This window comes from Planctomycetota bacterium (assembly GCA_038746835.1).
Classification (GTDB): Bacteria; Planctomycetota; Phycisphaerae; order Tepidisphaerales; family Tepidisphaeraceae; genus JBCDKH01.
In genome coordinates this window covers 1-8,484 of the sequence record JBCDKH010000161.1, presented here as the reverse complement: position 1 = coordinate 8,484, position 8,484 = coordinate 1, and the positions used below count along the sequence as shown (strand labels likewise).

Annotated in this window: 5 protein-coding genes; all 5 read left to right on the top strand. The window is 64.8% G+C overall.

The window, feature by feature from the left end:
• Positions 1–1,216 (top strand): NAD(P)/FAD-dependent oxidoreductase (locus tag AAGI46_13490; GenBank protein MEM1013217.1); only part of this gene is annotated, 1,216 nt, incomplete at its 5' end.
• Positions 1,217–1,303: 87 nt separating this feature from the next.
• A complete protein-coding gene (locus AAGI46_13485; GenBank protein MEM1013216.1) occupies positions 1,304–1,954 on the top strand; it encodes a CerR family C-terminal domain-containing protein in 651 nt (216 codons plus the stop codon).
• Positions 1,955–2,300: 346 nt separating this feature from the next.
• Complete coding sequence (locus tag AAGI46_13480) at positions 2,301–3,920, top strand: HlyD family efflux transporter periplasmic adaptor subunit (GenBank protein ID MEM1013215.1); 1,620 nt, start codon at positions 2,301–2,303, stop codon at positions 3,918–3,920.
• On the top strand, positions 3,917–7,021 hold the full coding sequence (locus AAGI46_13475) for an efflux RND transporter permease subunit (protein ID MEM1013214.1): 3,105 nt from the start codon (positions 3,917–3,919) through the stop codon (positions 7,019–7,021). Before AAGI46_13480 ends, AAGI46_13475 begins: the two co-directional genes overlap by 4 nt.
• Positions 7,018–8,469: an efflux transporter outer membrane subunit gene (locus tag AAGI46_13470; protein ID MEM1013213.1), complete on the top strand. Its 1,452-nt coding sequence runs from the start codon at positions 7,018–7,020 to the stop codon at positions 8,467–8,469. Before AAGI46_13475 ends, AAGI46_13470 begins: the two co-directional genes overlap by 4 nt.
• Positions 8,470–8,484: the final 15 nt, after the last annotated feature.

Genomic DNA, 8,484 nt, shown 5'->3' with positions numbered 1-8,484 from the left:
GCCGCTGCTGTATCAGGTGGCGACGGCATCGCTTTCGCCTGAGAGCATCAGCGCACCGATTCGGGCCGCGCTGACGAAGGCGAAGAACTGCCAGATCGTGCTGGACGAGGTGGTCGACATCGACGTCGAACGTCGGCGTGTGGTCGTCTCCGAAGGGTCTGTTCCGTACGACTACCTCGTCCTTGCTGTCGGCGCACGCCACGACTATTTCGGCAACGACAAGTGGGAACCGCTCGCACCGGGCTTGAAGACGCTCGAGGACGCGACCGAGATTCGGCGCCGGATGCTGCTGGCGTTCGAGTCGGCAGAGCACGAGGCCGACGAGGCGACGCGGCATGCCGCCCTCACGTTCGCGGTCGTCGGTGCTGGTCCGACAGGTGTCGAGCTGGCGGGCGCGATCAAGTCGATCGCCAGCAACACGCTGCCACGCGAGTACCGCAACATCGACACTCGGACGGCCCGCGTGATCTTGTTGGAGGGCGGCAAGCGTGTGCTGGAGGGTTTCCCAGAGCGGCTTTCAAAGCGTGCCCACAAGGACTTGGAAGCGCTCGGCGTGGAGGTCCGGCTGAACAGCCTGGTGACGTCTGTCGATGACGGCGGCGTGAAGGTCGGCGAGGAGTACATCCCGGCGGCCAACGTGTTCTGGGCGGCGGGCGTCAAGGGGAGCCCGCTGCTTCGATCGCTCGACACGCCGCTCGACCGAGCCGGTCGGGCCATCGTCGAGCCGGACTTGAGCGTTCCCGGGCATCCGGAGGTGTTTGTCCTGGGCGATGCAGCGTCCTTCATCGCCGAAGGGGCCGAGCGTCCGCTGCCGGGTGTGGCCCAGGTCGCGATGCAGATGGGCAGCTACGCGGCCAAGGTCATCAAGGAGGAGGTTGAGGCCGGCTCGTCGACGACGCGGTCAAAGCCGTTCACGTACTGGGACAAAGGCTCGATGGCGATCATCGGAAAGAACCGTGCCGTGGCCGCGATCGGGTCGTACCGATTCTCGGGGTTCTTCGCGTGGTTGCTCTGGGCGGGGGTTCACATCGCGTTCCTCGTGGGCTTTCGAAATCGGACGCGGGTGCTCTTCAACTGGCTGGTCGCGTGGTTGCTCAACAGCCACGATTCACGTCTGATCATCGGCGATAACCGGCTTCACGTGCGTGAGCCGCGTGGTCCAGGCTTCGAACGTCATCTTCCGCCGGCGGTCGAGACGCAGCCGTCGGTTTCGTGAGCGGCGACGCTCAGTCGCCGTCGCAGTCTGTGACGGCCGGACCGCCGGGGTTCCGCACGGCGGCGAGTTCGGTGTAGTTTTTGGCTAATGCGAGGAGACGCCAAGTCCGAGCCCGTCATCAAGCAGCGGTTGCTGTCGACGGCTTCCCGGCTGTTTGCCGAGCACGGACGCGACGCGGTCTCCCTTCGCCGCATCGCCGCTGACGCGGGCGTCACGCACGGCAGCATTCGGTATCACTTTCGAAGCAAAGACGAGCTCTACCTCGCCGCGATTCATCAGATCACGTCCGTCGACGAGATGCTCAGGCCGCCGCTCGAAGAGCCGCCGGCACGACGACCCAAACGCAACGAAGCCAGAAGCCGGTTCCGCTCGGCCGTCAAGAGCATGGTCGCGTTTCAAGTCCGAGCCAGCGAAGATCGCGCGACGGCGATGGGTCTTCTTCGTGCAGAGATCTCCCGCGATGGCGGCCCTGATCCGTCGTTCTACAAGCGCGTGATCAAGCCGGGTCATGAGATGATGAAGGCGCTGTTGCGCGAGGTGGAGCCGAAGATCGAAGACGATGAAACGCTGGAGATTCTCGCATTCAACGTCATTTTTCAGTGCGTGATGCTCCGGATTGGTCAGGGAATCGTCTTGAAGCTGCTCGACAAACCCAAGCTCGAAGCCGACGACGTCGACCGGATTGCCACGCTCATCGTCGACGTCACGCTCGGCGGACTTCGGTCTGCTCGGACTTGAGCGTCGGCGTCGGTTATCGGTTCCCCGCGCGTTGTGGGGAGCAGGTGATTCGATTTGCATGCTGCTATCCAGTTGGATAAAACGGCCCTCGTCCGGCAGCTGCTTGGAGCCTGTCGCCCGTATGAGGAACTTCCGACGGAGCACAGCCGTGAGACGAATCGAACCCGCCATAGCGTCTCGACACCTTCGTCGACCGAATCGGCCGCGCCTGGATCTGAGCTGGTTTTGTCGTTCCGCCTGCGTCGCGTTGGCTTCCGCTGTGACGCTCGCGGGTTGTGGCGAAGAAGCAGCCACCGGGACCGGCGTTCCTCCGCGGTCGGTCGGTGTGACGACGTTGGAAGTCGGCGTGCCGCGTATTGAGACACTCGTCGCGGGCGTCGTCGAGCCGTACCGACAGTCGGACCTGAGCTTCGACGTCTCGGGCGTTCTCGAAGCCGTCGTCGACGTCGGCGAGCCGGCCGAGGGTGCCCAGCTGGACGGCCGAGGTGGGATGCTTCGCGACGAGCAAGGCGAACCGATTCGTGAGGCGACGGTTCTTGCGGAAATCGCCGAGAATCGCTTCCAACAGTCTGTCGACGCCGCGGAGCTTTCGCTGGCGTCGACGGATCGGCAGATCGAGTCGATGCGGGTCGAGCTGGAGACGGTGTTTCCCGCACGCGTGAGCAACGCGAAATCCGCCCTCGCTGCTGCGACGGCAGATGTCACGTCGGCGAGCGAGTCGGTCGCCGCAGCAGAGTCGGAGCTCGAACTCGCCCGAATCACCGTCGAGCGCGATCGCCGACTGATCGGATCGGGCAGCATCGCCCAGTCAGTGCTGGACCAGAGCGAATCAGCCTTCACCACAGCTGCCGCGAGTGTGACGCGGGCCGAGGCGGCCTTGGAGTCGGCACGTCAGGGCGAGCAGTCGGCCGTCGCCTCGTTGGCCGAAGCTGAAGGCAGCCTCCGCGTTCGCCAGGCCGATCTTGAGTCGCTTCGTGCGTCGCGTGCGGAGCTTGTCAATCGGCTCGAACAAGCCGAAACCGACTTCGACGCCAGGATCCTCCTAGCCCCATTCCAAGGCCGGGTCACGCGTCGCTACGTCGAACGCGGCGCGTTCATCAACGCCGGCACGCCCGTGGTCCAACTGACGATGGAAACAGCCGTCAAGGTCGTCATCACCGTGTCGGCCGAGCAGGAGCGTCAGATCGCGATCGGCATGCAGATGCCCGTTTACGCCGATGCGGGGAGCGGCACGCAGTACCCGGCGACGGTGTTCGAAAAAGCCAGCGTCGCCGACGCGGGTACGCGGACGTTCCGCATCGGGCTCATTCTGCCCAACCCGATCGAGGGCGTCCCCGGCGAGAGCGACTTCGTCTCGCTGGGTGATCTCTTCCCGGTGCTGTCGCTTCCGGCGACGTCGGGCAATGGGCTGTTCGTCAACGTCGCGTCGACCTTCGAACGTGACGGCCAGACGTTCGTGCTCGCCCTCTCGCGGGAGACGCTCGAAAACTCGGACAGCGCGACACTTCAGGTCCCGCGGGCGGTGCCGATCACTTTCACCGATGAGTGGCGTCAATTGGACCGTGCGACGCTCCGAGCCATCGTGCCGACCGACGGCCTTCGCGAAGGCGACCCTTTGCTCGTCTCACCGAAACCCACAGACGAGGACGGCGTTCGGATCGGCTCGCCCTTCTACACGTTCCGACCCGGAGACGTCGTTCGCGTCGGGCTCGACGCGGCCTTGCCTACTCAAGGCCTCTGGCTGCCGACATCGGCCGTGATTCGACGGACGGGCGAGCGGCTGGTCTTCGTGGTCCGCGACGGCGTGGCCCAGTCGATCGTCGTCGACGTCGCCGAAACGTCGGGCGGTTCCAGCCGCGTCATTGCTGAGGGACTTGCTGAGGGAGACACGGTGGTGGTTCAGGGCATGCAATACCTGTCCGACGGTGACGCTGTCCGCGCATCGGAAGGCGGGGCCACGCCATGAACCTGCCGAAGCTCGCGCTCACGCACCGGCCGGTGACGCTGGTGTTCGCGTTCATTGTGGTGGTCGCTGGAATCCTTGCGTTTCAGTCGATGCCACGGCGCGAGGACCCGCGCATCACCATTCGAGCCGCCCTCGTCGAGACCTACTGGCCCGGCGCGTCGGCGACACGCGTGGAAGAGCTCGTCACCGATCCGCTCGAAGACGTCATCGCCCAGCTCGAAGACGTCGACACCATCGAGAGCATGTCGCGGACCGGCTACTCGCGCATCGACATCACGCTGCTCGACAGCGTGATGGAAGACACGCTCGACCAGACCTTCGACCTCATTCGCGACAAGGTCGACATGGTCCGCGGGACACTCCCCGAAGGATGCGGTCAGCCTTTCGTCAACTCCGACTTCGGCGATGTGGCATCGGTCTGCCTCGTCATCCACCTCGACGAGTCGGCCGAGCCCGGCAGCTTCACTTATCGCGAGTTGGAGCTGGTCGCCTCCGGTCTGGAAAAAGAGCTCAAACGCATCGAGGCCGTCGCGAGCGTTCTGACGGTCGGCGTACCGGACGAGACGATTCGGCTGGAAATCGACGCAGTCGAGTGGTCGAAGCTCGACCTCACACGCGACGAGCTCGCCACCGCCATTGATCGTCGCAACATCGCCAACAGCGGCGCGATGCTCGTGACCGACGAGCGTCGATTCCCGATCCGGCCGACCGGCGAGTTGGTGACGACGGAAGACATCCTCAACGTGCCGGTTCGCTCCGTCGACGAGTCGCGAAACGTCACCATTCGCGATCTGCCGTTCGACGTGGTTCGCGGTGCCGAAGAGCCGCGTTCGACCGGCGTTCGGTTCGCCACGCCCGACGTTCGCTCCGAGCGGGCCGTGCTGCTCGGCATCACGATGAAGACTGGCGAAAACGTCGTCCAGCTCGGCGAGGAGATTCAGGCAGTCGTCGATCAGTTCAAAGAGACGTCGCTACCCGACGGGCTGGCCGTCACGCGTGTCAACGACCTGCCGCGCCAGGTGAGCGGCCTGATCGCCGATTTCATCGAGAGCCTGTGGCAGGCGATCCTCATCGTGCTGCTGGTCGCGTTCCTCATGATGGGCTGGCGACCCGCGCTCGTCATGGCGACGGCGATTCCGCTCTGCATGATCTCGGCCTTGGCCATCGTGCCGCAGTTCGGCGTTGAGTTGGAGCAGTTTGCGATCGCCTCGCTGATCATCGTTCTCGGCATGGTGGTCGACAACGCGATCGTCGTGACCGACAACGCGCAGCGGCTCATGAACGAGGGCATGGATCGCGAAGAGGCAGCGATCGAAGGGGCCAACGGTCTCGGCCGGTCCATCTTGTCATCGACGCTCACGACCGTCGGCGCGTTCCTGCCGATGCTGACGATCACCGGTGCCAAGGGCGAGTACATGCGGAGCCTGCCGATCGTCGTCTCGGCGACGCTGCTCAGCAGCTACTTCGTCGCGATGACGGTCACGCCGCTGATGTGCTCGTGGATTTTGCGGCCAAAGCCCAAAGAGTCGAAGGAGACGAGCAGAGTTGGTCAGATCTACACGTCGCTGATCCATCGCTGTGTGCAGTATCGGGCGATCACGCTCGGAGCGGCCGGCCTTGCGGTGGCGATGTCGCTGGGGTTGATGCCGGTCGTCGGGACGGCGTTCTTCCCGGGCGGCGTGCGGGATCAGTTCTTCGTCCACGTCAACACGCCTGTCGGCACGTCGCTCGAAGCCACCGAAGAGATCGCCGCCAAAGTCGAGAACCTCATCCTCGACACGAGCAACCAGACCGAGGACGGGTCTGACCGACTTATCAGCACGACCACTTTCGTCGGCAATGGCGGCCCGCGGATGATCCTGTCGCTCGACCCGGAGCACAGCGTCCCGAACTACGCGATGATCCTGGTCAACACCTCGAATCCCGAGGTCAGCCGGCCGTGGGTTGACGAGCTGCGACGGGCGGTGATGGACATTCCCGGCGCGCAGATCGACGTCCGACCCTTCATGACCGGCCCGCCGATCGACAACCCGGTCGAGCATCGATTCATCGGACGCGAGCTCGACGTCATGCGCGATGTCGGTCGGCAGATGCTTGCCGAGTACGACCAGGTCAATGGCACCATCACGCCGCAAGACGATTGGGGCGATCTGGTCAACACTGTCGATTTGGAGATCGATCCTGATCGCGCTTACCTCGCGGGCGTCACGAGTCGGTCCATTTCCGAACAGCTCGACCTGCTCTACGGCGGCGGTGTGTTAACGACCCTTCGCGAAGGGGATCACCTCGTCGACGTCGTCCTGCGACTCGACGAGAGTCAGCGAAGCTCGATCGAGAGTCTTGATCTGGCGTCCATCCGTGCGCCCGGCGGAACCATCCCGCTCACCGCGCTGGCCGACATCGGCAGTGGTCTGGAGCCGGGCACCATCGGCCGGTACAACCGGGAGCGGTGCCTGACAATCGGGGCCCAGGTCGCCGACGGGTTCCTGGCGAACAACGTCACATCGGAGGTCGGCGAACGAATCTCGCCGATGGTCGAACAGTTGCCGCTGGGCTACCGGCTCGAAGTCGGCGGCGAGGCCGAACAGACCATCGAAGCGCAGGAGGCCGTGAGCGTCGCGTTCATGATCAGCGTGGTGCTGATCTTCGTGGTGCTGCTGATTCAGTACAACTCGGTCATCAAGCCGCTTGTGGTGCTGACGGCGTTTCCGCTGGCACTCATCGGGGCCATGCTCGGGCTGTTCTTCAGCGGTTGGCCGCTCGGGTTCATGCCGCTGCTGGGCGTGGTGGCACTCGGCGGGACGGTGATCAACAACGCGATCGTGCTGATCGACTTCATCGAGTCCATGGTCGCCGAAGGTGCCGAGCTTCGCGACGCGGTGGCCAAGTCGGGGCTCGTCCGGATGAAGCCGATTCTGCTCACGACGCTCACGACCGTCGGCGGACTGCTGCCGCTGGCGCTCTTTGGCGGACCGATGTGGGCCGGCATGTCGTGGGCGATGATCGGCGGACTGAGCCTGTCGACGGTGCTCACGCTGCTGGTCATTCCGACGATCTACGTCTTCTTCGCCGAGAAGCTCGGCATGAAGGTGGCATCATGAGCCGGTACGCCGCAACGCTCATCGCCGCCACACTGTCGGTCACGCTGGCTGGTTGCCGAGTGGGTCCAAACTACGTCCGGCCCGAGTTCGAGACCGACGCCGCCTGGGCCGGAAGCGGCGAGGCACTGTTCAACCAGGCGACGCCCGAGACGATCGAAACGTGGTGGCTCGAACTCGGCGATCCGGTGCTCACTGGACTGATCGAGGAAGCCTTCGAATCCAACCTCGATCTCGCGACCGCGTTCCAGAACGTGCGTCGCTTCGCGGCACTCCGCGGGCGAGCCGTGGCGGAGCTGTTTCCAGACATCGACGGCACGGGCTCGTACAACTGGGAGCGTGCCGGGGCAAACGGCTTTCCCCAGACGCCCAACGCCGAGTCGTTCGAAACCGCGTCGATCGGCGGCGTTTTCGGGTGGGAGCTGGACGTCTGGGGACGCATCGGCCGGCTCGTGGAGTCGGCGGACGCGGACCTTGCCGCGTCGGTGGAAGACCTGCGCGACGTGCGCGTTCTGATCGCGGCTCAAGTCGCAACCGACTACGTCCGCCTGCGCACCGCCCAGGCCAGACGCGAGATTGCCGAACGGAACATCGAGATCCAAAGCCAAAGCCTGGAGCTCACACAGGTCCGTGCCAACGAGGGCGCGGCCCCGCGTCTCGACGTCGCTCAAGCGGAGACCAACCTCGCAACCACGCAGGCGGAGCTGCCTTCGATCGACGCGGAGATTCGCGACAGCCTGCTGAGCCTTGCGGTCCTGCTCGGCAAGAACCCGACCGCCCTGCTCGACGAGCTTGCCGAGCCGACGCCGATTCCGATGCCGCCGACGGAGATTTCGGTCGGCATTCCCGTCGACGTGATCCGGCGTCGTCCCGACGTTCGCTCGGCCGAGCGAGTCCTGGCGGCCGAGACGGCGCGGATCGGCGTGGAGACGGCCGATCTGCTGCCGCGATTCGTCTTGTCGGGCAGCTTCCAGTACAGCGCGGCCGACGGGCGGACGCTGTTCGAGTCCAACAGCTACGGCTTCGGCTTCGGCCCGAGCTTCAACTGGAATCTCTTCAACGCCGGCGGCGAGCGTGCCGACATTCGAGCCCAGGAAGCGGCCGCCGAGATCGCGTTCATCGGCTACCGCGCGTCGGTGCTCGATGCGATCCAAGAGGTCGAAAGCTCGCTCTATCGCCACGCCCGACAGGTCGAGCAGACTGAGGCCCTTGCCCGTGCGTCAACCGCCGCCGCCGAGTCGGCGGAGCTGTCGAAGGAGCTCTACCTCGAAGGGCGAACCGACTTCCAGAACGTGCTCGATAGCGAACGCCAGCTCTTCGCTGCCGAAGACGGGTTGATCCAGAGTCAGTCGGACGTGACCACGACCTACATCGTTCTGCAGCGCTCGCTCGGCGGTGGTTGGTCGCCATCGCCGCGCGACGCCGAGTCCTCGGATGAACGATCCGATTGACCAACTCCGGCCGCT